This is a genomic window from Halolamina litorea (genome assembly GCF_026616205.1).
Lineage (GTDB): Archaea > Halobacteriota > Halobacteria > Halobacteriales > Haloferacaceae > Halolamina > Halolamina litorea.
The window spans coordinates 384,061-408,363 of sequence record NZ_JANHGR010000001.1; the positions used below are offsets into that span (position 1 = coordinate 384,061).

The 24,303-nt window shown below is 69.6% G+C and carries 26 protein-coding genes, 1 tRNA gene and 1 pseudogene; 17 read left to right on the forward strand and 11 right to left on the reverse strand.

The annotated features are described in order from the left end of the window. The first annotated feature begins 31 nt into the window (after positions 1–31). A complete protein-coding gene (gene hisS / locus NO998_RS02085) occupies positions 32–1,342 on the forward strand; it encodes a histidine--tRNA ligase (RefSeq protein WP_267645359.1) in 1,311 nt (436 codons plus the stop codon). 82 nt (positions 1,343–1,424) lie between these two features. After that, entirely contained in the window at positions 1,425–1,628 is a 204-nt protein-coding gene (locus NO998_RS02090; protein WP_267645360.1) for a DUF8029 family protein, read from the forward strand. Here the strand turns inward: NO998_RS02090 and trpG are convergent. From trpG to trpD, 4 genes are read right to left on the reverse strand one after another with little or no spacing between them, the layout of a single operon-like run. Then, entirely contained in the window at positions 1,625–2,275 is a 651-nt protein-coding gene (gene trpG, locus NO998_RS02095) for an anthranilate synthase component II (RefSeq protein ID WP_267645361.1), read from the reverse strand. The genes NO998_RS02090 and trpG overlap by 4 nt on opposite strands. Beyond that, positions 2,272–3,903 carry an anthranilate synthase component I gene (gene trpE / locus NO998_RS02100; RefSeq protein ID WP_267645363.1) on the reverse strand — a complete coding sequence of 544 codons (1,632 nt, stop codon included), beginning with the start codon at positions 3,901–3,903 and terminating at the stop codon, positions 2,272–2,274. Before trpE ends, trpG begins: the two co-directional genes overlap by 4 nt. Further along, entirely contained in the window at positions 3,903–4,559 is a 657-nt protein-coding gene (locus tag NO998_RS02105) for a phosphoribosylanthranilate isomerase (RefSeq protein WP_267645364.1), read from the reverse strand. The genes trpE and NO998_RS02105 overlap by 1 nt, the downstream gene beginning before the upstream one ends. Continuing rightward, complete coding sequence (trpD, locus tag NO998_RS02110; protein ID WP_267645365.1) at positions 4,559–5,569, reverse strand: anthranilate phosphoribosyltransferase; 1,011 nt, start codon at positions 5,567–5,569, stop codon at positions 4,559–4,561. Before trpD ends, NO998_RS02105 begins: the two co-directional genes overlap by 1 nt. Before the next feature lie 174 nt (positions 5,570–5,743). Between trpD and NO998_RS02115 the strand changes: the two genes are divergently transcribed. Both NO998_RS02115 and NO998_RS02120 read left to right on the forward strand, forming a co-directional pair. Then, positions 5,744–5,818: transfer RNA gene (locus tag NO998_RS02115), tRNA-Val, on the forward strand. Positions 5,819–6,083: 265 nt separating this feature from the next. Continuing rightward, a complete protein-coding gene (locus tag NO998_RS02120; RefSeq protein ID WP_267645367.1) occupies positions 6,084–6,950 on the forward strand; it encodes a hypothetical protein in 867 nt (288 codons plus the stop codon). 24 nt (positions 6,951–6,974) lie between these two features. Here NO998_RS02120 and NO998_RS02125 read toward each other — a convergent pair whose 3' ends face one another. Continuing rightward, a complete protein-coding gene (locus NO998_RS02125) occupies positions 6,975–7,310 on the reverse strand; it encodes a 2Fe-2S iron-sulfur cluster binding domain-containing protein (RefSeq protein ID WP_267645369.1) in 336 nt (111 codons plus the stop codon). A gap of 101 nt (positions 7,311–7,411) precedes the next feature. Here NO998_RS02125 and NO998_RS02130 point away from each other — a divergent pair, with 101 nt between their 5' ends. The 9 genes and pseudogenes from NO998_RS02130 (at position 7,412) to NO998_RS02170 (ending at position 17,287) form a co-directional block, all read left to right on the forward strand. Next, positions 7,412–8,836, forward strand: a complete 1,425-nt coding sequence (locus tag NO998_RS02130; RefSeq protein ID WP_267645370.1) for an APC family permease — start codon at positions 7,412–7,414, stop codon at positions 8,834–8,836. After that, positions 8,837–9,601, forward strand: coding sequence for a universal stress protein (locus NO998_RS02135; RefSeq protein ID WP_267645371.1), 765 nt, complete (start codon positions 8,837–8,839; stop codon positions 9,599–9,601). 36 nt (positions 9,602–9,637) lie between these two features. Beyond that, a pseudogene (locus NO998_RS02140) lies at positions 9,638–9,922 on the forward strand (hypothetical protein); the annotation flags it as partial. A 53-nt stretch (positions 9,923–9,975) separates the two neighbouring features. Next, positions 9,976–11,607 (forward strand): ABC transporter substrate-binding protein, encoded by a 1,632-nt coding sequence (locus NO998_RS02145; RefSeq protein WP_267645375.1) that lies wholly within the window; start codon positions 9,976–9,978, stop codon positions 11,605–11,607. Positions 11,608–11,619: 12 nt separating this feature from the next. Next, positions 11,620–12,576, forward strand: coding sequence for an ABC transporter permease (locus NO998_RS02150; protein WP_267645376.1), 957 nt, complete (start codon positions 11,620–11,622; stop codon positions 12,574–12,576). Continuing rightward, entirely contained in the window at positions 12,573–13,487 is a 915-nt protein-coding gene (locus tag NO998_RS02155) for an ABC transporter permease (RefSeq protein WP_267645378.1), read from the forward strand. The genes NO998_RS02150 and NO998_RS02155 overlap by 4 nt, the downstream gene beginning before the upstream one ends. A gap of 6 nt (positions 13,488–13,493) precedes the next feature. Beyond that, positions 13,494–14,669 (forward strand): ABC transporter ATP-binding protein, encoded by a 1,176-nt coding sequence (locus tag NO998_RS02160; RefSeq protein ID WP_267645379.1) that lies wholly within the window; start codon positions 13,494–13,496, stop codon positions 14,667–14,669. Continuing rightward, complete coding sequence (locus tag NO998_RS02165; RefSeq protein WP_267645380.1) at positions 14,666–15,697, forward strand: ABC transporter ATP-binding protein; 1,032 nt, start codon at positions 14,666–14,668, stop codon at positions 15,695–15,697. The genes NO998_RS02160 and NO998_RS02165 overlap by 4 nt, the downstream gene beginning before the upstream one ends. A 225-nt stretch (positions 15,698–15,922) precedes the next feature. Next, a complete protein-coding gene (locus NO998_RS02170) occupies positions 15,923–17,287 on the forward strand; it encodes a SipW-dependent-type signal peptide-containing protein (protein ID WP_267645382.1) in 1,365 nt (454 codons plus the stop codon). A 55-nt stretch (positions 17,288–17,342) separates the two neighbouring features. Here NO998_RS02170 and NO998_RS02175 read toward each other — a convergent pair whose 3' ends face one another. Together NO998_RS02175 and NO998_RS02180 are read right to left on the reverse strand one after the other, a co-directional pair. Continuing rightward, on the reverse strand, positions 17,343–18,269 hold the full coding sequence (locus NO998_RS02175) for an NAD(P)/FAD-dependent oxidoreductase (RefSeq protein WP_267645383.1): 927 nt from the start codon (positions 18,267–18,269) through the stop codon (positions 17,343–17,345). Next, positions 18,262–19,413 carry an ABC transporter substrate-binding protein gene (locus NO998_RS02180; protein ID WP_267645384.1) on the reverse strand — a complete coding sequence of 384 codons (1,152 nt, stop codon included), beginning with the start codon at positions 19,411–19,413 and terminating at the stop codon, positions 18,262–18,264. Before NO998_RS02180 ends, NO998_RS02175 begins: the two co-directional genes overlap by 8 nt. A 110-nt stretch (positions 19,414–19,523) precedes the next feature. Between NO998_RS02180 and NO998_RS02185 the strand changes: the two genes are divergently transcribed. From NO998_RS02185 to NO998_RS02200, 4 genes are all read left to right on the forward strand, one after another. Next, a complete protein-coding gene (locus NO998_RS02185) occupies positions 19,524–20,396 on the forward strand; it encodes a 5-methyltetrahydropteroyltriglutamate--homocysteine methyltransferase (protein ID WP_267645385.1) in 873 nt (290 codons plus the stop codon). Between the two features lie 89 nt (positions 20,397–20,485). Next, positions 20,486–20,632: a hypothetical protein gene (locus NO998_RS02190; RefSeq protein ID WP_267645386.1), complete on the forward strand. Its 147-nt coding sequence runs from the start codon at positions 20,486–20,488 to the stop codon at positions 20,630–20,632. Positions 20,633–20,648: 16 nt separating this feature from the next. Continuing rightward, a complete protein-coding gene (locus NO998_RS02195) occupies positions 20,649–22,367 on the forward strand; it encodes a sodium/proline symporter (protein WP_345781123.1) in 1,719 nt (572 codons plus the stop codon). Further along, positions 22,357–22,908, forward strand: coding sequence for a hypothetical protein (locus NO998_RS02200; protein WP_267645388.1), 552 nt, complete (start codon positions 22,357–22,359; stop codon positions 22,906–22,908). The genes NO998_RS02195 and NO998_RS02200 overlap by 11 nt, the downstream gene beginning before the upstream one ends. Positions 22,909–22,911: 3 nt before the next feature. On the opposite strand, the gene NO998_RS02205 is transcribed toward NO998_RS02200, so the two are convergent. From NO998_RS02205 to NO998_RS02220, 4 genes are all read right to left on the reverse strand, one after another. Beyond that, positions 22,912–23,193, reverse strand: coding sequence for a hypothetical protein (locus NO998_RS02205; protein ID WP_267645389.1), 282 nt, complete (start codon positions 23,191–23,193; stop codon positions 22,912–22,914). A gap of 92 nt (positions 23,194–23,285) precedes the next feature. Continuing rightward, positions 23,286–23,750, reverse strand: coding sequence for a nucleoside-diphosphate kinase (gene ndk, locus NO998_RS02210; RefSeq protein WP_267645390.1), 465 nt, complete (start codon positions 23,748–23,750; stop codon positions 23,286–23,288). Beyond that, positions 23,747–24,076 carry a 50S ribosomal protein L24e gene (locus tag NO998_RS15810; protein ID WP_345781112.1) on the reverse strand — a complete coding sequence of 110 codons (330 nt, stop codon included), beginning with the start codon at positions 24,074–24,076 and terminating at the stop codon, positions 23,747–23,749. Before NO998_RS15810 ends, ndk begins: the two co-directional genes overlap by 4 nt. Continuing rightward, positions 24,076–24,303: a 30S ribosomal protein S28e gene (locus NO998_RS02220; protein ID WP_267645391.1), complete on the reverse strand. Its 228-nt coding sequence runs from the start codon at positions 24,301–24,303 to the stop codon at positions 24,076–24,078. The genes NO998_RS15810 and NO998_RS02220 overlap by 1 nt, the downstream gene beginning before the upstream one ends.

Sequence of the window (24,303 nt, forward strand, 5' to 3'; positions counted from 1 at the left end):
ATTCAAGCGCGGCCGCCGGGAACCCTCGGCCATGTACGACCGTCTGAAGGGGTTCAAGGACTTCTACCCCGGCGAGATGGCCGCCCGCCGCGAGGTCATCGACACGACCGAGTCGGTGGCTCGGCGCTACGGCTTCCGGGAGATCGCCACGCCCGCACTCGAGGACGTGGAGATGTACGTCGACAAGTCCGGCGAGGGGATCGTCGAGGAGCTCTACAACTTCACCGACAAGGGGGGGCGAGAGGTGTCGCTCACTCCCGAACTGACGCCGACGGTCGCCCGGATGGTCGTCGCGCGCTCCCAGGCGCTCTCGAAGCCGATCAAGTGGTTCTCCACCCGGCCGTTCTGGCGCTACGAGCAGGTCCAGCAGGGCCGCTTCCGGGAGTTCTACCAGACGAACGTCGACATCTTCGGCTCCGCCGAACCCGAGGCCGACGCCGAGATCCTCGCCTTTGCCGGCGACACGCTGACCGAACTCGGCCTCCCCGCCTCGGAGTTCGAGTTCCGCGTGTCCCACCGCGACATCCTCGGCGAACTGCTGCGCTCGTTCGACGAGGACGTCGACGTGCCCGAAGCGATCCGGGCCGTCGACAAGAGCGAGAAGGTCGACCGCGCGGAGTATCTCGGCTTGCTCGCCGATGCCGGCCTCTCAATCGAGGACGCCGAGGCGTTCGACGACCTGCTCGCGGCCGGAAACGAGGACCTCGACGCGCTGCTTGCGGAGGTCGACCGCCCGACGCTCACCGACGCCGTCGAGAACCTCAAGGCCGTCCTCGACGCCGCTGAGGACTTCGGCGTCCGGGAGCACTGCACGGTCTCGCTGCGCACGGCTCGGGGGCTCGACTACTACACCGGCGTCGTCTTCGAGTGCTTCGACACCAAGGGCCGCGTCTCGCGGGCCATCTTCGGCGGCGGGCGCTACGACGACCTGATCGAGTCCTTCGGCGGCCAGCCGACCCCCGCCGTCGGCGTCGCGCCGGGCGTGATGAACTCGACGCTCCCGCTTCTCCTCTCGGAGGCCGGCGTGCTCCCCGAGGAGGCGGTATCCACGGACTACTACGTCCTCACCGTCGGCGACACCCGTGACGTCGCGTCCCGGGTCGCCCGCGACCTCCGGGCGTCGGGGAACGTCGTCGAGACCGACGTGTCCGACCGGAGCTTCGGCGCCCAGATGGGCTACGCCGACTCCATCAACGCCGAAACGGTCGTCATCGTCGGCGAGCAGGACCTCGAGAACGACGAGGTCACGATCAAGGAGATGGCGAGCGGCGACCAGACTACCGCGCCCGTCGACGACTTCCCCGGCGAGCGCGAGCGGCCCCGATACGAGGACTTCGCGTAGACCGGGATCGGACCGGGTTGTTTCACGTTCGTCGTCTACTGCGGCCCCCAGAGTTATGCTGCCACGAGGCCCATCCTCGGGCATGAACACGACACTACCGGCGCTGACACTCGCGTTGCTGCAGCTTCCGCTGCCGGAGGGGCAACTGGGACAGGCGCTGATCGCGGTCCTCGCGATCGGCGTCGTGATCCTCGTCGGGCGCGTGCTCCTGAGCATCGCGTGGAAGATCGTGCTGATCGCGTCGGTCGTGATCGGCCTGCTCTGGGTCGTGACGACGTTCCTCTAGTCGAGGGCCGCCTCGAGGAAGTTCCGGATCACGTCGTGACCAACCGCGGTCAGCACCGACTCGGGGTGGAACTGCACACACTCGATGGGGTACTCGCGGTGGCGCACGCCCATCACCAGTTCCTCGCTCCCCTCGTCATCGGGGTCGTCGACCGTCGTCGCCGTTACCTCGAAGCTATCCGGCACCTCAGTCGCCACCAACGAGTGGTAGCGCCCGGCTTGGAAGCCCTGTTCGAGGCCCGCGAAGACGCCCTCGCCGTCGTGGTCGATCGGGAACGCCTTGCCGTGGATCGGCTGGGGGGCGTGGCCGACCTGACCGTCGTACTCGAAGACCGCTGCCTCTAGCCCGAGACAGACCCCGAGTGTCGGCACCTCGGGACTGACCTCCCTGAGCATGTCCATCGTCAGCCCCACGTCGCGCTCGTTTTTCGGGTGGCCCGGGCCGGGGCTGATGACGACGGCATCGGGGTCGATCTCGCGCACGTCGTCGAGCGAGGCGGTGTTTCGCAGCACCTCGACCTCGGCGTCGGGCGCACCCTCGCCGACGTACTCGACGAGGTTGTAGGTGAACGAGTCGAAGTTATCGACGAACAGCACCGTCGGCGCGTCGTCGGCGGCGTCGCCGTCGGCGGCGTTCGGGAGGCTCATTCGTCACCCCCTTCGATCCGCTCCAGGGCGTCCAACACGCCGCGGACCTTCTGTTCGGTCTCCTCGTACTCGCTTTCGGGGTCGCTGTCGGCGACGATGCCGGCGCCAGCCCGCACCCGGACGCGGTCGTGATCGTCGCCGTGCTCGACGGTCGCGGTCCGGATCACGATGGCCGTATCGGCGTCGCCGGTCCACGAGAAGTAGCCGACGCCGCCGCCGTACACGCCGCGGGGGTTCACCTCCAGTTCGTCCAGCAGTTCCATCGCACGGACCTTCGGCGCGCCCGTGAGGGTGCCTGCGGGGAACGCCGCTCGGGTGGCGTCGAAGCCGTCGAAATCGGGGTGGAGCCGGCCGGTCACGGTCGACTCGATGTGCTGGACGTGGCTGTACTTGAGGACGTTCATGAACTCCTCGACGCGCACCGAGCCCTGCCGGGACACCTGCCGCACGTCGTTTCGCGCGAGGTCGACCAGCATCGTGTGTTCGGCGCGCTCCTTGTCGTCGGCGAGCAGTTCGCCGGCGAGTCGGCGGTCCTCGACGGGGCTGGCGCCGCGGGCGCAGGTGCCCGCGATGGGGTTCGAGACGACGCGCTCGCCCGTCACCGAGACCAGCGTCTCGGGGCTGGCGCCAACGACCGAGCGGTCGCCGAAGGAGAGCAGGTACATGTACGGCGAGGGGTTCACCTCGCGCAGCGACTCGTAGAGGCCGAGCGTGTCGAGGTCGCCGGTGATCTCGTGGCTGCGGGAGACGACCCCTTGGTACACGTCGCCGTCGAGGACGTGCTCCTGCATCTCGGCGACGGCGGCCTCGTAGTCGTCACGCGGGCCCGAAACGGCGGTATCGCGATCGAACCCACCAGTCTCGGGGGGTGTCGCCGCGGCGAGGTCGGCGGCGACGCCTTCGGCTTCGGCGGCGAGCCGGTCGTACACCGCGCCGGCGTCGTCCTCCTCGCCGACGATCGGCGTGAACACCAGTTCGACGGTCCCCTCGCGGTCGTCGAACGCGAGCGTCCGGGTCGTCAGCACGAACTGCGCGTCGGGCACAACGGGGTCCGGACGGTCGACGCCCACCTCCGCGAGATGGAGGTCGTAGACGGCGTCGTAGGCGAGGAAGCCGACGAGGCCGCCGTCGAGACGCTGTCGGTCGCCCGCCGCAAAGCCGACGCGCTCCACGTCCGGGAGCGCAAACCGGAGGCGGTCGAGCGTGTCCGGGTCGCTCAGTTCCTCGCCGCAGGCGCCGACCTCCGCGCCGGCCTCGCCGTCGAGTCCGTCGAGGAACCCCGCCGCGGGGCCGAACTCCTCGACTTCGGTGCGGTCCGGGTAGACCGAGACGAGGGCGTCGGGGTCGTAGCCAACGAAGGAGAACCGGGCGTGCCGGTCGGCCTCGTCGTCGGTCGGCCCGTCGCTGTGGCCGCCGGCGGGAGCGAACGCCCCCGCGGGGTCACTGGAGGCGACCTTCTCGGCGCTCTCCAGCAGGAACGTGTGGTCGCTCCGGTCCGAGAGGGCGGCGTAGGCCGACAGCGGTTCGGCGTCGATGTCGAGCGTGGCGACGAGTCGGGCGACTGCCGGGTCGTCGGCGCCGTCGACCAGTTCCTCGAACTCGTTTCGGGAGCGGTCGAACCCCGGCATCAGGCCACCTCCGCGTGACTGGCCCGGGTGGCCTCCCGGACGAACGCACGCATCGCGTCGGCGTCCTTCCGGCCCGGTTCGTCCTCGCGTTCGACGCCGCTCGCCACGTCGACGGCGAAGGGTGCGACCGACTCGACGGCCCCGGCGACGTTTCCGGGACCCAGGCCGCCGGCGAGCACGAGCGGCGTGTCCAGTTCCTCGCGCAGTTCGCGGGTGCGCTCCCAGTCGTGTGTCTCGCCGGTCCCCCCGGCGCCGGCCTCGCTCAGGGAGTCGACGAGCAGCGCGTCGGCGGCGCCGTCGAGGGCGCGGGCGCGTTCGGCGTCGTCGACGCCGAGGGCGACGATGGTGTCGGCCCCCGAACGGTCGCCGATATCCTCGACCGCGTCGGCGTCGAACTCGCCGTAGATTTGGATCGCGTCGGGATCGACGGTCTCGGCCACGGCCACGGCCTCCTCGACGCTCCCGGGGATGGTGACGGCGACCGTGGTGACGAACGGCGGGACCGTCGCCGCGAGGTCGCGGGCGCGTTCGGGGTCGATCTCCCGGGGCGTGTCCACGTCCACGTCGGTGATGAACCCCAGCGCGTCGGCGCCGGCGTCGACGGCGGCCGTCACGTCAGCCTCGGTGCCGAGGCCACAGAGCTTCGTGCGGACCATCACTCGGCCTCGGCCGTCCCGCCACAGAGCGCGGCGAACTTCTCGCCGGCGGCACCGCCGTCGATTGACTCGGCGGCCTTCTCGACGCCGGTTTCGAGGTCCTCGGCGAGCCCGGCGACGTAGATGGCGGCGCCGGCGTTGGCGAGGATCACGTCGCGCTTGGGCCCAGTGACGCGGCCATCGACGATCCCACGGAGGTCTTCGGCGTTCTCCTCGGGGGTGCCGCCGGCGATCTCTTCGACGGGGGCCCTGTCGAGGCCGAGGTCCTCCGGCGTGATCGTGTACTCCGTCACGTCGTCGCCCTCTACCTCCGCGACGGTCGTGGGGCCGTGGAGCGCGATCTCGTCCATGCCGTCGCCGTGGACGACGAGGGCGTGCTCGACGGGCATGTGTGTCAGTGCCTCGGCGATGAGCGGGACCAGTTCCTCGCTGTAGACGCCGAGGACCTGTGCGTCGGCGCCGGCGGGGTTGGTCAGCGGGCCGAGGACGTTGAAGACCGTCCGCATGCCCAGTTCCTTGCGCGGGCCGATGACGGCCTTCATCGCGGGGTGGAACACCGGCGCGAGCATGAAGCCGATCCCGTCGCGCTCGATGGCCGCCTCGACTGCAGGGGGTTCTGCCTCCACGTCGGCGCCGGCGACCTCCAGCACGTCGGCGCTCCCCGAGGAGGAGGAGACCGAGTAGTTGCCGTGCTTGGCGACGGCGACGCCGGCGCCGGCGGCGACGATGGCGCTGGTCGTCGAGACGTTGATCGTCGAGTAGTCGTCGCCGCCGGTACCGCAAGTGTCGACCAGCGGCTCGCGGTCGGGGCCGATCGTGCGGGCGGCGTCGCGCATCCCCTGTGCGAAGCCGGCGATCTCGGCTTCGGTCTCGCCTTTGGCTCGGAGCGCGGCCAGCAGCGCGCCGATCTGTGCCTCGGTTGCTTCCTCGAAGACGAGCGTCGCGGCCTCACGGGCCTGCTCGACGGTCAGGTCTTCGCCTTCGGTTACGCGTTCGATGAGTTCCTGCATGGGTGGAGCGCCCCGGATGTACGAATCGGGTATACAGTGTACAACTTTGTACATTCAGTTAAGCCTTCCGTGCGACGGCGGGGCAGACCCCCGGTCACGAACCGCCCGCCGGAGCCGACTTCGAAAGCTTCAACTAAACCCGCGGGATAGATAGAGTGCGAAGTAAGCCCGGTCGGGTTGGTAGTCTAGTCCGGTTATGACACCTCCTTGACATGGAGGAGGCCGGCGGTTCAAATCCGCCCCAACCCATCCGTTTTACCGTACGATCACTCAACGCAGAGACATCCATTCTCTCACGTAACTACCGTCGGACACCACTCGCCGCGTGATCCGCGTCCTCCGGGTTCTCCCCGTCGGCCGGGAGTACTCTGACGAACTCCCCTCCCACCCATGACGTACTCCGGTACGATTCCGCGTACTCTTCCCCATGGAGATGTCGTAAGGCCGCTCCATGGTCCTGAACCATCAGATAAATCAGCGGTTTTATCCAACACTACCCGAACCGTTCACCTATATGCCTCGTGACATGCTCTCACGCCGCGCCGTCGTCTCGACAGTCGGGCTAAGTCTCGCCGCTCTCGCAGGCTGTTCCACAAGCGGTAGCTCGCCCGCTTCGGAGTCAGCGACGGACGCCCGGACAGCATCGACGAGCACGGCGTCGCCGACAGCGTCTCTGACGGCGACCGACGAACCGACGGTGGAGCCGACCGAGACACCGTCAGCCTCGCTCGAACTCCCGGAGGGCGTAACAGCCGATGGCATCGAGAACGCCGAGGCGCTCGTCGAGGCGACGAAGGCAGCACTCGTCGAGAACAGCTACGACATCACCACGACGCTCTTTTCCGGCTCGTCAGAGAACCTGCTCAGACAACAGTACCGGAGTAGCCTCGAACAGCAACGCCACTGGTTCAGGTTCGAACAGTCCTCCTCGACTACCGAGGTCTTCGTCGAGAGCGGCACAACCTACATCAAGTTGACACAGGACGGCGAAACGAACTACACACAGCAAGCCGCAGAGCAGTCGTTCGAGGAACAACACAGGTCCGCCGACGTCGTCTCCATGCTCGGCGGCGGCGAGACCCTCGGCGGCATCCTCCGACTGGGCGAGTACACGCCCGCGACGATGGACGAGTACAACGACCGCGACGTCGTCGATTTCGAGTTCGACGGCATCGACGAGAGCGAGATCGACGGTACCGTCTCGGAGTCGAGCGGGGACCTGCTCGTCACCCCGGCGAGTGTCGTGTTCGACGCCGCGGTTCGCATGACTGTGACCGCCGACGGGGAGTCACAGGCCTACGGGAACAGCTTTACCGTCAACGAACTCGGCTCGGTCCGGGTATCGCGGCCGTCCTGGGTCGAGGAACAGTTCGACCAGTGAGCAGTTCCGCCGCCGCCCGTTCCCTCACCCGGACTCGCCGGGTAGCAACTGCCCCCACATCACCTTCTCCACCAGTCGGACCGTCATCGGCGCCGCCACCGTGATCCGACAGGAGAGCCGCGGGTAGCCGTACCGCGCCGCCGCCGCGTCGTGCCAGTGGGTCGGCTCCGGGCCGGACGCCACTTCGACGCCGCAGGTGCCACAGAGGCCCCGCCCGCCGCAGTTGCCGTGTTTCGAGACGCTCCCGTACACCTCGAAGCCGGCGTCAAGCAGCGCGTCCCGCAGCGTTCGCCCGCACGCCACGTCGATAGTCGTACGCTCCTCACCATCGACGACCGTCACGGGGACCGTCTCGCTCATGCCGTCGCCTTCGGCGCCCGGCGACGTGAGTTCGGGGGTCCCCGGAGCGGCCGTCCGGGCCGTCCCTCACCTTCTTGGTGGCTGAAACGAACCCGGGGAGCATGTCCACGGAGACCCGGGAGGGAACGAACAGGGACGGTGAGTCGCCCGAGCAGGTCGCGCTCCCCGCGACCGAGGGCGAGACGACCGTCACCGAGGAGGGCTCGGAGTTGGAGCGCTCCATCGGGTTGGTCGGCGGGATCGCCATCGGCGTCGGGACGATGATCGGCGCCGGGATCTTCGTCTTCCCGGGGCTGGCGGCCGGCCGTGCGGGGCCGGCGGCGGCTGGGTCGTTCGCCATCGGCGCCGTCATCGCCCTGTTGGTCGCGCTTCCGGCGTCCGAACTCGCGACGGCGATGCCGGAGTCCGGTGGCGGCTACTACTTCGTCTCGCGGGCGCTCGGGGCGCTCCCGGGCGCGGTCGTCGGTCTCAGCATCTGGCTGGGCCTGGTGTTCGCGACGGCGTTCTACCTCGTCAGCTTCGGCAGCTACGCCGCCGCGCTGCTCACGGAGGCCGGCGTGGCGTTCGGCGGCGCCCCGGTCGTGGAGGTGCTGGCGCTGGGGTTCGGCGGCCTCCTCACCGCGCTGAACCTCCTCGGCACCGAGAACGCCACGACGCTGCAGAACTACGTCGTCGGCCTACTGCTGACCATTCTGGTCCTGTTCCTCGGCTACGGCGGCCTCGACGCGCTCGGCGTCTTCGGCGCCGAACGCACGCCCGAGCGGTTCATGCCGTTCGGGCCGCTGTCGATGGTCACGACCGCGGCGCTGGTGTTCACCTCCTACCTCGGCTTCGCACAGGTAGCGACCGTCGCCGGCGACATCGAGAACCCCGGCCGGAACCTCCCGCTGGCGATGATCGGCTCCGTCGCCATCGTGGCGGTGCTCTACGTGGCCACCATCTTCGTCGCCACCAGCGCGTTCGGGAGCGACAGCCTCTCGGCGTTCGGGGAGACCGCCATCGTCGAGGTGGCTCGCGCCTTCGGCGGCGGCGTCGGTGCGCTGGCGATCCTGCTCGGCGGCCTGCTCGCCACGGTTTCGAGCGCGAACGCGTCGATCCTCTCGACCTCCCGGGCGGTGTTCGCGGTGAGCAAGGACGCCCTGCTGCCCCGGACTGCCAGCCGCGTGAACCTCCGCTACGGGACTCCCCACGTGGCGCTGTCGATGGCCGGCGGGCCCGTGCTGGCGCTGGTCGCGTTGGGGGAGGTCGAGGTGCTCGCCGAGGTGGCCTCCTTCCTCCACCTCGTGATGTACGGGCTGATCTGTGTCGCGCTGCTGGCGATGCGCCGCGACGAACCGGAGTGGTACGACCCCGAGTTCCGGGTGCCCGCCCACCGACTGGTCGCGGGGCTCGGCGCCACCGCGAGCTTTGGGCTCATCGCGTTCATGCAACGGGAGTCACAGGTGGTCGGCGGCGCCATCATGCTCGCCACCGCCGGCTGGTACAAGTACTACGCCGCGGACGTCCAGCTCAAGGGGGTGCTGTAGATGGCCGACGACGACACCGGGCCGGCGTCGCCCACCGAGAGCCCGGCGCTCCGCATCCGCGAGCCGCCGAAGGTGCTCGTCCCCGTCGAGGTGCTGGAGGGGCAGTCGGTCTCCACCCAGTTGGTCGAGTTCCTCGCGCCCGCGGAGGTGGTGCTGCTCGGCTACCACGTCCTCCCCGAGCAGACGCCGACCGAGCAGGCGAGCATGCAGTTCGAGGACCGCGCCCGCGGGGCCGTCGACGACATCGCCGAGGCGTTCCGCGAGGCCGGCCGCGAGGTCGAGACCCGGGTCGTGTTCACTCACGACCGCGACGCGACCGTCGACCGCGTCGCCGCCGAGGCGGACGTGACGGCCGTCCTGCTGCCAAACCCCGTCGCCGACGTGGCGGACGTCCTCGTTCCCATCCGCGGCGCAATCGACGCCGGCCGGCTGGCCGACCTCGTGGCGACGCTGCTCGCCGACTCCCGAGGCGCGGTCACGCTCTGGGGCATCGACACCGGCGGCGAGTTCGACGCCGCTGCAGCCGTCGACCGTGCCCGCGGGACGCTCCTCGACCGTGGGCTCGCCGCGGACCGCGTTCGAACCGAGGTCTCCGAATCCGACGCGCCCGCCCGGGCCGTCATCGAGCGTTCCCCGGAGTTCGACGTGATCGTTATGGGCGAGAGCGGTCCCGACCTCCTCTCCCTGCTGCTCGGCGACCCAGCAGAGCGCGTCGCGGAGGGCGCCGTCGCCCCTGTCTTGGTCGTCCGCGAGCGGTCGGGGTAGGCCGGCCGGGCCGTCGAACTCCCCGGGGGCGGGCTCACCGTTCTCGCCGTGCTCGCGGTGACCGACGGGGCGATGCCGATGTTCGTACTCTTCCTCGGCGGGCTGGTGCTGGTCACGTTCACGCTGGGTGCGAGCAACGTCCGCCGGCCCGCCCCCAGCGAGCACCACCGCGGCGGCAGCGTTGACTTCGATGCCCACCCCGAGGAACACCCGAACAAGCGGCGGTACCTCGCTATCGACCGTATCGGCGCGCTGTACGGCCTCGGCCTCGTAGTGTTCGGCGGCGCCGCGTTCACGATGGGCGGATCGCTGGCGCTGTAACGCGGGGCACTACCGCGGAAGCTTTAGCCCCCGGGATGTACCTTTCTGCAACGATGGCAGAGGACTCCACGGACCGGCGTACGTTCCTCTCGGCGGTCGGCGGCGCCGCGGCGGCGGCGCTGGCCGGCTGCACCGGCGACGGGGGGAGCCCCACCGACGGCGGCACGTCGTCGCCCGTTCCTCCCGCGACCCAAACCGACGTGTCGACACCCGAGGGTGGTCCACAGTCCGGCGGCACCCTCCGGGTCGGGTTCGAGTCCGAACTCACCGGTCTCGACCCTCACCGGACCGGGAGCGTCGTCTCGTGGCTGGTCAACTTCAACGTCTGTGAGACGCTGATCACCTTCGCGGACGGCGCGCCGGCCGCGCGGCTGGCGACCGACTGGGAGATCGGCGACGACGGCCGCACCTACACCTTCACGCTGACCGAGGACGCCCGCTTCCACCCGCCGGTCGACCGGCAGATGACCGCCGAGGACGTGGTCTACTCCTTCGAACGGATGAACCAGGAGGGCGCGATGGGCTCGGACCTCGCGGCCGTCGAGTCGATCGAGGCCACCGGCGACTACGAGGTCACGTTCACGCTCTCGGGCACGTTCGCGCCCTTCTTCAACTTCCTCGGGCGCGTCCCGTGGGTCGTCGTCCCCGAGGAGGCCGTCGAGGCACAGGGCGGTGAACTCGGCGACTTTCAGGAGCCCGTGGGAACGGGCCCGTTCGTGTTCTCGGAGTACGAACCCGGCGACAGCCTCACGCTCTCGGCGTTCGCGGAGTACCGCGAGGAGGGCGTCCCGCTGCTCGACGCCGTCGAGATCACGCCGATCCCGGACGCCGACTCCCGGGTCGCCGCGCTCCGTGGCGGCGACATGGACATGGTCCGGGGGGTCTCCGGCAGCGACGCCGACACGCTCCGCGAGAGCGAGGAGACCAAACTCTCCCGACAGAGCGGCACCGAGTGGGGCCAACTCCACATCAACTGCAGCGAGGCGCCGTGGGACGACCCGGCGGTCCGCCGCGCCGTCGCGCACGTCGTCGACCGCGAGGCGATCGTCGAAGCCGCCGTCTCGGGCTACGGGCGGGCGGCGTGGCAGCCCTACGCCGAGGACAGCATCTGGCACTACGACCTCGGCGACAGCCGGCGAACCCGGGACGTCGAACGCGCCCAACAGATCCTCGAGGACGCCGGCAACCCCCTCGAGGGCGAGACGCTGACGATCAAGACCAACACGCGCTACTCGCTGATGGAGACTACCGCGGACCTGCTCGTGGCCAACCTCGCCGAAGCCGGCATCGACGCCGAGACCGAGGTACTCGAGTGGGGAACCCAACTGGAGGACTTCATCACGGGCAACTTCGGCGCGATGGCGTTCTCGGTGCCGTTCAAGATCGACCCCGACCGGCACTACTACGGCTTCGTCCACCCCGACGGCACCCAGTTCAACCACTACGGGGCGGATCAGCCCGACGCCGACCGGATGTACGAACTGCTCGAACAGGGCCGCAGCGAGACCGACGAGGAGACGCGGATCGAGACCTACGCCGAGTTCGAGGGACTGGTCAACAAGAACTGCCCGTGGATCTCGATCGCACGCGTCGACGGCATCGCGGGGCTCAGGTCCAACGTCTACGGGAACCAGCCGTGGCTCCTGCCCTACACCCGCTTCTGGACGATGTGGAAGGGGGAGTGAGACCGGGCGGCGATGGTCTCACGGCTGCAGGCGTTCATGGTCCGGCGGCTGCTCTGGGCGCTGCCGGTGCTCGCGTTGGTTTCGGTCGCCGTCTTCGGCCTCGTCAGGATGGTCCCCGGCGATCCGGCCATCGTGATGCTCGGCGCCGACGCCTCGCCCGAGCGGCTCGCGGCGGTCCGCGCGGAGATGGGGCTGAACGAGCCGATCCACGTCCAGTACGTCGACTACGTGGCTGACGCCCTCCGTGGGGACCTCGGGCGCTCCTACGTCACCGACCGCTCGGTCAGCGCCGCCATCGCCGGCCGCCTGCCGACGACGCTGTTTCTCACGCTCGCGGGCTTTCTGGTCTCGATCACGGTCGCCATCCCTGCCGGCCTGCTGAGCGCGACCAACCGCGGGAACGCGCTCGACGGCGTCGGCCTCGGCTTCGGCCTGCTCGGGGTATCGGTCCCGAACTTCTGGCTGGGCGTCGTGCTCCTGCTCCTGTTCGGGGTCTCCCTCGACTGGCTCCCGGTGGCGGGCTACGTCTCACCGCTGGAGGACCCCGTCGAGGGGGTTCGCTACCTGATCCTCCCGGGGATCACCCTCGGGACGGCGATGGCCGCCGTCGTCACGCGCATGCTCCGCTCTGAACTGCTCGAAGAGCTCCGCCGGGAGTACCTCGACGCCGTCCGGATGAAGGGCGTCGGCGAACTCCGCGTGCTGGCCCACGCGACGAAGAACGCCTTCATCCCGGTCGTGACGGTGATCGGGATGCAGTTCGGCTACCTGCTGGGCGGCTCGGTCGTCATCGAGCAGGTGTTCTCGATCCCGGGGATGGGTCGGCTGCTCATCGACGCCATCGGCAGCCGCGACTACATCACCCTGCAGGGGGTCGTGCTCGTCTACACGACCTTTTTCGTCGTCGTCAACGTCGTCGTCGACGCGGCGTACTTCTACCTGAACCCGAAGCTGCGGGGTGAGGGATGAGCGACGCGAACGCCGACGACGGCGCCGACGCCGTCGACCGTGGCTGGACCGATTCCCCGCTCGCCCGCCGGACGAGAGCCTTCGCCGCGCGGTTCCGCCGGAACAACCTCGCGATGGGCGGCCTGCTCATCACCGGCGCCGTGCTCCTGATCGCCCTCTTCGCGCCGATCCTCGCCCCCTATGACCCGACGGCCGTCGACGTGCCCGCGCGCCTGCAGGGGCCGAGCCTCGCCCACCCGATGGGGACCGATCGCTACGGCCGGGACCTGCTCTCGCGGGTACTGTTCGGCGCCCGGATCGCCCTGCAGGTTGCCGTTGCCACCCCGCTGGTCGCCGGCGCCGTCGGCGTCCCCATCGGCCTGCTGGCGGGCTACGCCGGCGGCCGCGTCGACGACGCGCTGATGCGGCTGATGGACTCGATCTTCGCGTTCCCGGCGATCCTGCTCGGGCTGACGCTCGTGGCCGTGTTCGGCCAGTCCCTGACCAATATCGTGCTGGCGCTCGGGATCGTCTACATCCCCCAGTTCGCCCGCGTCACCCGCGGCAGCGCCGTCTCGGTGGTCGAGGAGGAGCACGTCCGCGTCGCGCGCTCGCTGGGAGCCTCCCACGTCCGGATCATCGCCGTCCACGTCCTGCCGTTCTGCCTCTCGGCGATCCTCGTGCAGGCGACGGTGACGGCCGCGCTGGCCATCGTGCTGGAGTCCTCGCTTTCGTTCCTCGGTGTCGGCGTCCCCTCGCCGAAACCCTCGTGGGGGTCGATCCTCCGGGTCGGCAAGGGGTTCGTCGACAGCGGGGAGTGGTGGTACAGCGTCTTCCCGGGGCTGGCCATCGTCGTCGCCGTCCTCGGCTTCAACCTCCTCGGGGACGGCCTGCGCGACGTACTCGACCCCCGAACCGACCCAAACAGGTGACCATCGATGGCTGACACTCACTCCACGACCGACGCCCCGTCGACGCCGAGCGGCGCCGATGCCGGGGAGACTGTCGACGGCCACGACACCGGCCCCGCCGACCAGCCCCTCCTCCGAGTCGAGGACCTCAGAACCCAGTTCGGCCACAGGGACCCACTCGTCGCCGTCGACGGCGTGGGATTCGACCTCCGGGCCGGCGAGACGCTCGGCGTCGTCGGCGAGTCCGGCGCCGGGAAATCCGTCACCGTCCGCTCTATCGTCGGCCTGATCGGCGACGGCGACGTCTCCGGTTCGGTGCGCTGGCGCGGCGAGGAACTGGTCGGCGCGTCCACCCGGGAGCTCCGCGAGGTCCGGGGCTCCGGGATCGGGATGGTGTTCCAGAACGCCGAGGCCGCGTTCGACCCGAGCCGTACCGTCGGCGCCCAGATCGTCGAGGCGGTCCGGGCGAGCCGAGAGGTGTCGAAGGACGAGGCCCGCGAGGAGGCGATCGACCTGCTCGCGGAGGTCGGCATCGGCGACCCGGCGGGGCGGTTCCGTGACTACCCCCACGAGTACTCCGGCGGCATGGCCCAGCGCGCGATGGTGGCGATGGCGCTGGCCGGCGAACCGGACCTCCTGATCGCCGACGAGCCGACGACGGGGCTGGACGTGAGCGTGCAGGCCGGCCTCGTCGACCTGCTCCGGGACCTCGTCGCCGACCGCGGGATGTCACTGCTGCTGATCAGTCACGACCTCGGGGTGGTCTCCCAACTCTGTGAACGGATCGCGGTGATGTACGCCGGCCGGATCATCGAGCGCGGCTCCCGGAAGGCGCTGCTCGGCTCACCTCGACACCCCTACACGCAGGCGTTCCTCCGGAGCGTCCCCGACGTGGACGTGCGCCGGGATCTGGAACCGATCGGCGGCTCGCCGCCAAGTCTTGAGGACCCACCCGCAGGCTGTCGGTTCCACCCGCGCTGTCCGGCCGCCGAGGCCGGGCTCTGTGACGCCGCGGTGCCGCCGACGGTGCGGTTCGCTGACGGCGGCGACGACGGCACGAGCGGCGACGGCGACGATGCTCCTACCGACGCCACCGCCCACGAGGCGACCTGCTACGCCTACACCGAGGACCACCCCGGCGGCGACGCCTACGACCGCTCGGCAGTCGAGTCGATCGAGTGGCGTGGAGGTGAGAGCCGATGACCGAGCCAGCCGATCCGCTGCTCTCGGTCCGGGACCTGAAGCGCCACTACCCCGTCCGCTCGGGCATCCTCGGCCGCAAGACGGGCGCCGTGCAGGCCGTCGACGGCGTGAGCTTCGACCTCGAGGCGGGCGAGACGCTCGCGGTCGTCGGCGAGTCCGGCTGTGGGAAATCGACGCTCGCGGAGACGGTGATCGGTCTCGACGAGCCCACCGCGGGCGGGGTCGTCTTCGACGGCGAACCGCTCGACGGCGGCGCCGACAAGTCGTTCCGCCGCCGGGTCCAGATGGTGTTTCAGGACCCGTTCTCGACGCTCAACGAGCGCATGACTGTCGGCCGCATCGTCGCCGAGCCGTTGGTCATCCACGACGAGCGCGCCGAGGACCGGGCGGCGTACGTCCGTGAGCTGCTCGAGACGGTCGGCCTCGACCCCAATCGGCACTACGACGCGTTCCCCCACGAACTCTCGGGTGGCCAGCGCCAGCGTGTCGGCATCGCCCGGGCGCTCGCGCTCGAACCCGACCTGCTCGTCCTCGACGAGCCGGTGTCGGCCCTGGACGTGAGCGTCCGTGCGGGCGTCCTCGAACTGCTCCGGGACCTGCAGGCCGAGCGCGGTCTGACCTACCTCCTGATCACCCACGACGTGAGCGTCGTCAGACAGGTCGCCGACCGGGTCGCGGTGATGTACCTCGGCGAGTTCGTCGAACTCGGCGGGCTGGAAACGGTGCTCGACGAGCCGGCTCATCCCTACACGGAGGCGCTGCTGTCCAGCGTCCCCCGCGTTCGGGCCGACCCCGAACCTGACGACCGCATCCGACTCCCGGGCTCGCCGCCGGACCCCTCGGACCCGCCGACGGGCTGTCGGTTCCACCCGCGCTGTCACCTGCGCGAGCGTCTCGGCGACGATGATGCGGCACGCTGTGTCGAGGCGGACCCGGCGCTGGTCGAACGCGACGCGGGTGGGGACCCACGGGCTGACGTTGACCGCGATGGCCGGACCGTCGCCTGCCACTTCAGGCCCGACCAGTAGCCGGCCTCGCCCGAGCACCGAGACCGCGTTTTCTGCCCGTTAGAGCGCCGGTACGGACACCGTACCCCGCCGACAGGCCCTTCCTGCCCGTCAGTCTGCCGACCCGAATCGCACGTTCGTTGGCGGCGTGGGGACTCGTAACTAATCCCACCGCCGAACTCCTCAGCAGTAACCGATCGGGGCGCCAGTCGACGACGGCTCCGCCCCCGTTCGGACATCAAAACAATGACTGACGACAACTCTTTCACAGTGTCTCGACGGAAGGTACTCGGCGGCGTCGGCGCGATCGGCCTCGCGAGCGCGGGTGCCGGACTCGGTACGACCGCGTACTTCAACGACACCGAGTCGTTCTCCGGGAACACCCTCGAGGCGGGGTCCCTCGACCTGTTCGTGCACGTCGACTACTCCGAAGACCAGGGCAGCTACGCGCAGTACAGCACGCCGCCCGGAACGTTCATCGACGGCAACGTCGTCGGCGGCGGCGACGGTGAGCCGCTCCGGATCGAAGTGTCCGACCTCAAGCCCGGCGACTCCGGCGAAGGCGAGTTCTGCTTCTCGATCGTCGACAACCCCGCGTATCTCTGGATGTGCGGGGGGCTGACCCAGAACGCCCAGAACGGCACCACCGAACCCGAGGCCGAGACCCTCGATGAGCTGTACGGATCGACCCCCGCGAACGGCCAGCTGGCCGACGCGATGACGGTCTCGCTCTCGTACTGCACGACTGAGGAGGCCGACGGCGAGACCACCACCGTGATCGGCGACGAGATCGTCTCGGGCTCGCTCGCGGAGGTCATGGCGATGCTCGCTGCCGGTGTGCCGCTCTCCGGTGACGGGGACGGCGACGCACCCCTCGCGGACCGCCCCGTCTTCGAGGGTGTCGAGCAACCCTTCATCGACGAGGAAGTCAACGCGGCGGAGACCTGCGTCTGCTTCGAGTGGGAGGTCCCCACCGACGTGGGCAACGAGATCCAGACCGACTCCGTCATGTTCGACCTCGAGTTCTACGCCGAACAGGCCCGACACGGCGACGGGACGAACAACCCCTGCATCGACGCCTCCTACAGCGCCGACTACGTCAACCCCGATGGCATCACCCAGCCCATCCCCGACGGCGTCGCCCGCGTCGACGTCGCCTACGGCGAGGCGAACGTCGTCTACGGTATCACGTTCGACGAACCCGACGGGAGCCAGTACAGCCTGGCCGACCCGAACTTCGCGAACGCGAACTTCTCGATGCCGTTCGACGTGGAGGACGACGGCGGCTACGACTTCCAGGTGGCTTGGAACGCAGAGGGCAACGACGCGTTCCGCTACTCGGGCGTCAGCAGCGTCCCCGAGTGGGAGAAGGACGACGGCACCGGCTGGTCGGCGCTCCCCTCCGGGTTCACCGCCGTCAAGTCCGGCTCGCAGGCGATCATCAGCGTCCCGCGCTCGCTCCTCGAGACGGGCGGAGCCACCTACGGCTTCGGCTTCAGCGCCAGCGCCGGCGGCGAACAGCCTTCGGTCTCGATCCCGACCGGCGGCCCGTACTCCTCGAACGCCAACTGGACCTCGAGCGAGAACAGTCAGGAGGAGACCGTCCAGTAGGCGTCCTTACTTCTCCTCACCGCGGGGTTGTCGACCCGCCTCTGCCCTCGGTGAGCTACCGGCCGTCGAGGTACGCCTCGATGGCCTCGTCGTCGACGGCGTCGAGCACCGCCGCCGTGTCGAGGTGTTCGGCGAGCCGTCGGTGCCCCTCCGCCCGTAGCTCCTCGACCTCCTCGGGCGAACGCTCCGTGTCGAACGCCCGGTCGATGTAGCGCTCCCGCAGTCGCTCGACCTCAGCGTCGCCCGCGTCGGTTCCGTCAAGTTCGTTCTCGAACCACTCTGCCCAGCGCTCGCGCTCGGCCCACGGGCCGCTGAACTCCGTCTCCGGGCGCAGCCAGTCGTACACCGGGGCGACGCCGCCTGCCAGCCCCTCGGCCTCGCGGTGGTCCTGTAGCAGCGTCCGGGCGACGTGCCCGCCGTGGCCGGCGGCGACGACGACCTGCGCGTTGCGCTGCTCGGTCGGCGCGGCGACGTAGAGCCCGTCGATCGGCGTCCGACCGTCGGCGTCGGCGAAACTCCGGTCGAGCTGTTCGTGCTCCTCGCCGTGGTGCATTTCGACTTCGAACATCTCGTCGTCCTCCTCCAGAGGCTTCAGGTAGGAGGCGTCGTACCACGCGGCGGCGACGATGTAGCGTGCGGTGACCGTCTCGCCCTCGCTGGTGACGACCCGGAAGCCCGTGCCCTCGCCGTCCTCACGCCGGGCAACGGCGTCGACGAGGTCAGGCACGTGGGTCGCGCCTGCCGCTTCGAGCCCGTCGTGGAACAGGTCGGTCAGCGTTTCTGTGTCGATCCCGCCGGGGAAGCCGGGGTAGTTCTCGATGAACGCCGCGCGGGCCAGCGCCGCGTTCCCGCGGTCGTATACCACCGTGTCGAGCCCGTAGCGGGCGGTGAACGTCGCGACGCCGCTGCCGGTCGGCCCGCCGCCGACGACGACCACGTCGTGGTCCGGTTCGGTGGCGTCGGTGCCCTCGCCATCACGCATCGAACTCACCCGTCACGATGTCGGCGACGCGCTGGCGGTCGAACAGCTCCTCGCCGGCGAACTCCTCGGGGAACAGTCCCTGTGCGGCCGATTCGAGTTGGAACAGGTGGATGATCGGTCCCTGGTACGTGAGCCCGCCGTAGATCACGCGGTCGTTCTGGACCGCGGTGAGTTCGCTCGCGACCTCGTGTTCCTCCAGTGGCGTCCGGATGTTCTCCTCGAAGTACGACTCGGTGATCTCACCCTGCAGTCGGATCGCCAGCGCGTCGGGGTCGATCTCCAACAGCGTCTCGAAGTCGACGGTGCCACCGCCGGCCTGTGCGTCGGTGACGCCGTTCTGAGCGAGCGCGTCGCCGACGCCGAGGTCGCGCCACTGCTTGCCCTGTGTGCCCTCCCCGAGCAGGTACGGGTAGAACGACTCCGGCGGGATCCCGGCGGGGTACAGCAGCGCGATGTCGGGGCGCTCGGCCGGCAGTCGGCGCTCCACGTCGGCGATGACCTCGTCGTGGAGCGTCGCGAAGGCCTCGTAGCGGGCCCGCTGCTGGAAGACCTCGGCGACCTTCTCGAAGGCCTCGTACATCGAGTAGTACTCGTAGTCGTGCCAGCCGTAGGCCCGCGAGAACGTCGTGTTGCCGACGAAGGGGCCCACCTGCCCGTCGATCTCGTCCACGTCCGCTTGGCTCCAGCCGAGGCGGTTGATCATGAAGTTCGGATCGATCACGTGCACGTCGGCGTCGACCTCGTAGAAGACCTCCTTGTCAGTCCCACCGTCGTACAGCGCCGTCAGCTCGTCGGGGTTGACCGAGACGCCGGGCAGGTCGTCGTAGTAGTGCGTCCCGAAGCGTGCCGTGAGTCCGATCCCCTGCAGCCCCTCGGCCTGTCCGAGCGCGACCCCCATGTCGGCGTAGTCACCGGTGTAGGGCAGCCAGTCTTCCGGCACCGTGTCGAACTCCACGCGCCCGACCGGCGCCATCTCGACCGTGTAGCTCCCGTCGGGCGTCGCCGTCGGCTCTGGCGTCGCCGTCCCGCCCCCGCTGGGCGTCTCCGTCGTCGTCGACCCGGAACAGCCCGCGAGCAGACCGGACCCCACGGCTGCGCTCGTCCCGAGAAGCCGTCGCCGCGTCAGCGTGTCTCGTTTCGCCATGGGTTTTGGCTCGCCTAAACACTCATAGTCGTTCCGGTTTTTCGGCTGGCCTAAGAACTCGTCCGCTGCCGACCGCGGGGGCTTAACCGACGGCACCCGGACTGGCCCACATGACTGACCGCGTCGCCACGACCGTCGGGCTGTTCCCGTCGCCGGAGGGTTCGACCGCCGAGCAGGCCCGCGAGGCGGGCGTCGACGCCCAGCGCGGGGCCGGGATCGACCACGTCGTCGAGGGACAAGCCGGCTGGAGCGACCTCACGGCGCCGCTCGCACGCCACGACGCCGTCGAACAGGGCGAGGACGGCCTCCGGATCGAGGGCGAACTCACTCCTACCGGCACGCTCGCCGCCGAACACGCCGCCGCCGCGGCGCTGCTCACCCCCGAGGAGTCGCTGCATGCCGTCGTCCCCGGGCCGTACACGCTCGCCCGGCGGACCGACCGCGGCGCCGATGCGCTCGCCCCGATCACCGACTACCTCGCCGGCGAGGTCGCGGCGCTGCCCGATCACGGGACTCTCTCGATCCTCGATCCGGCGCTCGTTACGGACCCGCCGGGGGACGGCGTCGACGCCCGAGCGAGCGAGGCCATCGACACGCTCGCCGGCGCCAGCGGTGCCGACACCGTCCTCCAGACGTGGGGCGCCGCCTACGAGGAGAAACCCTACGCCCACCTGATGGACGCCGACGTGGACGCCTTCGCGTTCGACTTCGTCGCCGGCGACCGCGAGACCCACCTCTACAACGTCACGGAGTTCGGGACGAAGGACTCGGTCGCGTTGGGGCTGGTCGACGCCCGCGACCCCGACCTCGAGGACCCCGGAACCGTCGCCGACCGCGTGGACTGGGTGCTCGGCCGCATCCCGAGTCAGACGTTCGAGACGGCGTATATCGTCCCGAACGGCGGGCTGGCGTCGTTGCCCACCCCGGCGTTTCGTGAGAAGCTCGCGGCACTTGCCGGGGCCGTGGTGGCGCCCTCCGAGTGACCGAGTCGGGGAGCGACCACCGACCCGGCCACACCCGCGAGCCTGTAGGCAAACGCATATACGGGACATCGCCGAACCCCGGGACGGGTATGGCAGCCATGAGTACGCTCGACTGGTTGGGGCTCGTCGGACCGTACGCCGTCTTCTTCCTGATGTTGATCGTCTACTACGTCTGGGAGGGTCGGCGCGAACGGGCGCTCCGCGAACGCTACGAGGAGGGTGAGCATGCCCAGTAGCGTCGGTCTCGTGCCGATGCAGGGCGGCGGCATCGCCGGCGCCGCGGGGGGCTGGGTGCTCGGGACGTTCGCGCTCTACCTCGTCGTCCTGATCGGGATCGGCCTGTGGGCCTCCCGGTTCATGGACTCCGTCGGCGACTACGTGATCGGGGGGCGCCAGATCGGCCCGGTCGTCACCGGCTTCTCCGAACGGGCCTCCGAGATGAGCGGCTGGCTCACCCTCGGGGTTCCCGCCGACGCCTACGGGACGGGAATCATGGCGTTCCTCAACGGCCTGGGGATGATCCCGGCGGACCTGTTCGCGTGGGCCGGCATCGCCAAACGGCTCCGGAAGTACACCGAACTCGTCCGGTCGGTGACGCTGCCGACGTTCTTCGAGACGCGGCTGGGCGACGACACCGGCGCCGTGAAGGCCGTCTCGGCGGTCGTGTTGATGCTGTTCGAGGGTGGCTACGTCGGCGCTCAGATCGTCGCGGCGGGGACGCTGCTCCAGATCCTGACGGGGATCGAGCCGTGGATCGGTATCGTCGGCGGCGGCGTCATCGTCATCGGCTACACGTTCCTCGGGGGCTACTTCGCGGTCGCGTGGTCGGACTACTTCCAGGGGGCGATCATCCTCGCGGCGTTCATCGTCCTCCCGGTGCTCGCGTTCGCCGACATGGGCCTGCCCTTCGAGGCGGTCGCGGCCGCCGCGGGCGACTCCGCGACCAGCATCACCGCCGGGATGGCCGGCTGGACCGCCGTCTTCGGCGTCATCAGCTACGCCGCCATCGGCCTCGGCGTCCCCGGGAACCCCCACATCATGGTCCGGTTCATGGGGATCGACAAGGTGCGGAACGTCCGACTCGCGGCGCTGGTCGCTCAGCTGTTCATGTTCGTCGCGTACATCGGCGCCGCGCTTGTGGGGCTGTACGCCATCGCCACCTTCGGCGACGGCGCACTCGCCGACCCCGACAACGCGATGCCCCGACTCACGCTCGAACTGCTGCCCGGCGCGGTGGCCGGGATCGTGCTCGCGGCCGCGCTGGCCGCGATGATGTCGAGTGCGGACTCGCAACTGCTCGTCGCCACGAGCGCCGTCGTCGAGGACGTCTACCACGGCTTCCTCGACCGCGACGCCACTCAGAAGGAACTGGTCCGGTACTCCCGCTACGTCACCTTCGGTCTCGGCGCCGCGAGCGTCGCCTTCGCGTTCATCGCCCAGGACACGCCGATATACACGCTGGTCCTCGACTACGCGTGGGGCGGGCTGGGCGCCGCCATCGGGCCGACGGTGATCGCCACGCTCTGGTGGAAGCGCGTCACGGCGAAGGGTTCGGTCGCCAGCATGCTCGTCGGGACGACGACGATGGTGCTGTGGACCCAACTCTCGACGGTGCTGGGCTGGGTCGGCGCGATGCCGCCCGAGTCGTCGGCGTTCTGGTACGGCCTGGTCACGGTGTACGGCCTGTTCCCGGCCTTCATCCTCTCGACGCTCACGCTGGTCGTCGTCTCGCTGCTGACCGAGCCGCCCGAGAACGTCGACGAGCACTTCGACGCCTTCGACAAGCCGCTCTCGGCCATCGTCTCCGCGGACGACACGGCCGGCACGCCCGAGTACGTCGCCGACGGCGGCACGAGCGTCGACGACGTCGGCGCCGCCGAGGCGACCGACACGTCGCCGAAGGTGCTCACCGAAGCCGACAACATCCGCGCCCACGTCGCCGCCTCGGGCTACTGGGAGGATGACGACTGAGCCCGGGTCGGGCCCGAGCGACGGGACGATTCCGAGCGACGACCCGCTCCCGGCCGCCGACCACCCGCTCGTGGGCGACCGCCACGAGGCGGTCTCGCTGCCCGTCATCGAGCCGAGCGTCCCCCGTTCGTCGGTCGATTCGGCGGGTCGGGTCGGGGCGGTCGCCTACCCCGTCAGGGTGTACGAGGCGGAGATCACGGTCGACCGACCGCTACTCTCCCCGCGGACCGACCGGAGCGTGATCAGCGTGGACCGATCCCGGCGCCTCGCGGTCCGTGCCGACACGGTCCCCGAGACCACGGAGCGGCGGATCGAGGACGTGCTGGTGCTACCGGCCGAACTCTCGCCGGCACAAGCTGACGAGAAAGCCGAAGAAGCGGCGTTCAAGTGGACCCTCAGGGGGTCGATCCTCGCCGACGCTCCCGAGATCGAGTTCTCGCGGGTCGTCGACGCGTACAAACTGTTCTGGTTGGCCGACCGCCCCGACGGCGACGCCATCGTCGACAGCGTCAGCGGGGACGAGCGGCCGTTCGAGGGGTAGTTCTCAGTCGTCGCTCGACTGGATCACTTCGACGACGGGGCCGTCGTCGGCCGCGTCGTCGCTGTCGCCGCCCTCGCTGGGCGTCGGGAGGAACGGCGCGATCAGGGCCGCGACAGCGAGCAGGATCGAGGTGTAACGGACGGCGTCGACGTACCAGTCCTCGGCGACGAGGTCCTCGGGGTTCTCGTAGCCCACCAGCATCGACTGCTTGCCGATCTCGATGGACTTCTCGGGGAGGGCGGCGCCCGCGACGCCGGAGACGAACGTGATGGCTCTCAGGAGCATACGCTGACTGCTTGGGGCGCCGGGAACGTGGCGTTTGTGGTTCCGGCGCCGCCGCTACGGGGTCGGGAAAACGCGAAAAGCCGCGAGCCGCGTTACTCGTAGAGCCAGCCTTCGTCGGCCCGCTCGTAGTCGACCAGTTCGTCCTCGTCGAAGAACAGGTCGATTTCGCGCTCGTTCGAACCGGGGTCCTCGTGATCGGACGCGTGGATCACGTTGCGACCCAGGTCGAGGCCGAGATCGCCGCGGATCGTGCCCGCGGGGGACTCGGCGGGGTCGGTCTCGCCGACCATCGATCGGACCTGTCGGGTGGCGTCGCCGCCCTCCCAGACCATCGCGAAGACGGGTCCGGACGTGATGAAGTCGACGAGGCCGTCGAAGAACGGCTTGTCCGAGTGCTCGCCGTAGTGTTCCTCGGCGAGCTCACGCGGGATCTCGATGAACTTCCCGGCGACCAGCTTCAGGCCGCGCTCCTCGAAGCGCGAGACGATCTCGCCGATCAGCCCGCGCTGGACGCCGTCGGGCTTGACCATGACGAAGGTTCGCTCGCGCTCGCTCATTCTTCGTCCTCGTCGGCTTCGTCGTCGGCCTCGTCAGCCGTCTCGGACTCGGCTTCGTCGTCGGCCTCCTCCTCGACTTCCTCGGTCTCGGGTTCGGCTTCCTCGGTCTCCTCCTCCTCGGGCTCAGCGGCTTCCTCGGCTTCGACGCCGTGGTCGCCGCCTTCCTCGGTCCACTCGAGGTCCCGGGGCTCGCGCCCGAGGTCGGCGTTCTTCTCGCACTTCGCCGAGCAGTAGTGGACGACCGTACCGTTCACGTGGACGAACATCGTACCCGTCCCGGGCTCGATGTCGTCGCCACAGTAGTCACAGGATCGGTTCTGGGGCATCAGGCACCTCCGATAGAGTCGGCGTCACGCTGGGTCTCCCGTAGCTGGAGGATGTCGCCCTCGCGGACGGGGCCCAGCACGTTCCGCGTGATGATGCGGCCTTGGTTCGAGCCGTCCTGAATGCGGCACTTGACCTGCATGGCCTCGCCGTGCATCCCGGTCTTGCCGACGATCTCGATCACCTCGGCGGGCGTCGAGTCGCCGCCGGCCTCCTCTTCTGCGCTCAT